This is a genomic window from Pseudomonas sp. P7759 (genome assembly GCF_013386445.1).
Classification (GTDB): Bacteria; Pseudomonadota; Gammaproteobacteria; order Pseudomonadales; family Pseudomonadaceae; genus Aquipseudomonas; species Aquipseudomonas azotoformans_A.
Map to the genome: position 1 here is coordinate 1 of NZ_JACART010000105.1, position 1,092 is coordinate 1,092.

The window sequence follows — 1,092 nt, forward strand, 5'->3', positions numbered from 1 at the left end:
CGAGCCGATCCTGGCCGCTTCCACGCCGTTCAATCCGGATGGCGAACCCTCGGTGGTACTGAGCAATTACATCCGCTCGAAAATCCGCATCTCCCGTGACCTGCCGTTTGCGTCCAAAGTCTTCGCCAGCGAAATCATGCACGGCGCCCCGCACCTCAGCGCGGATCAGGTTGAACAGCTGAACGCCCAGGCCAAGCACAACATCGCCTGCATCCAGAACTGGGTAGATCGCGGCCTGATCGCGCCGATTGACCCCAACCACTTGATGTTCAGTATCTGGGCGGCTACGCAGACCTATGCGGATTTTGACTGGCAGATCTCGGCGGTGACCGGGAAGGCCAAGTTGGATGAGGCGGATTATGAAGCGGCGGCGCAGACGATTATTCGGTTGGTGTTGAAGGGGTGTGAGCCGGACTGAGGAAATGTGGTGCCTGTGGAGTTTGCGCCAGACATAAATTGTCAAAACACTGAAGATCCCCCGTGGGAGCGGGCTCGCTCGCGAAAGCGCCCTCCCAGACACATCCTGCCAAAAGCCTGCCAATCAGCATCAGCCATCGAGATCTAGCCTCTCAGGACACCATCTGAAGAGAGGCCAAGGAATGCCTGATCTAGCCAACTCACGCCGCCTGCGTATCGGGCGGTTCAACGAACCCAATCGCATCTATCTGATCACCACCAATACACACGAACGTGTGCGGATATTCAGTGACTTTTACCTAGGCCGATTAGTGGTCTGGCAACTCAGACTCGCTCAGTCTCAAGGGCTGGCAAACTCTTTGGCCTGGGTAGTGATGCCAGACCATTTCCACTGGTTGGTCGAACTACAAAAAGGCTCACTAGGCGATTTGATGTGCCAGGTTAAATCCAAAAGCACCCGAAGCGTGAACGGTGCTTCTGGTCGCAGAGGCAGGCTTTGGCAAACCAGCTTTCATGACCGCGCGCTGCGCAAGGAAGATGATCTGGTGAAGATGGCCCGGTATGTGGTGGCCAATCCTCTGCGGGCGGGGCTGGTGAAGCGGATTGGCGACTATCCGCTGTGGGATGCAGTTTGGTTGTAGGGGCAAGACCGAGTTGCCCCCTTCGCGAGCAAGC

General features: G+C 57.0%; 2 protein-coding genes. Both read left to right on the plus strand.

Annotation, left to right across the window (positions count from 1 at the left end):
- Positions 1 to 418: TetR family transcriptional regulator C-terminal domain-containing protein (locus tag HX823_RS31360; RefSeq protein ID WP_177078513.1), on the plus strand; the 418-nt coding region annotated here is incomplete at its 5' end.
- Between the two features lie 181 nt (positions 419 to 599).
- Positions 600 to 1,058 carry a transposase gene (locus HX823_RS31365; protein ID WP_177078515.1) on the plus strand — a complete coding sequence of 153 codons (459 nt, stop codon included), beginning with the start codon at positions 600 to 602 and terminating at the stop codon, positions 1,056 to 1,058.
- Positions 1,059 to 1,092: the final 34 nt, after the last annotated feature.

Bases quoted from the DNA above. Each gene is read 5' to 3' on its own strand.
- HX823_RS31365 (WP_177078515.1), top strand. From the start codon at position 600: ATGCCTGATCTAGCCAACTCACGCCGCCTGCGTATCGGGCGGTTCAAC.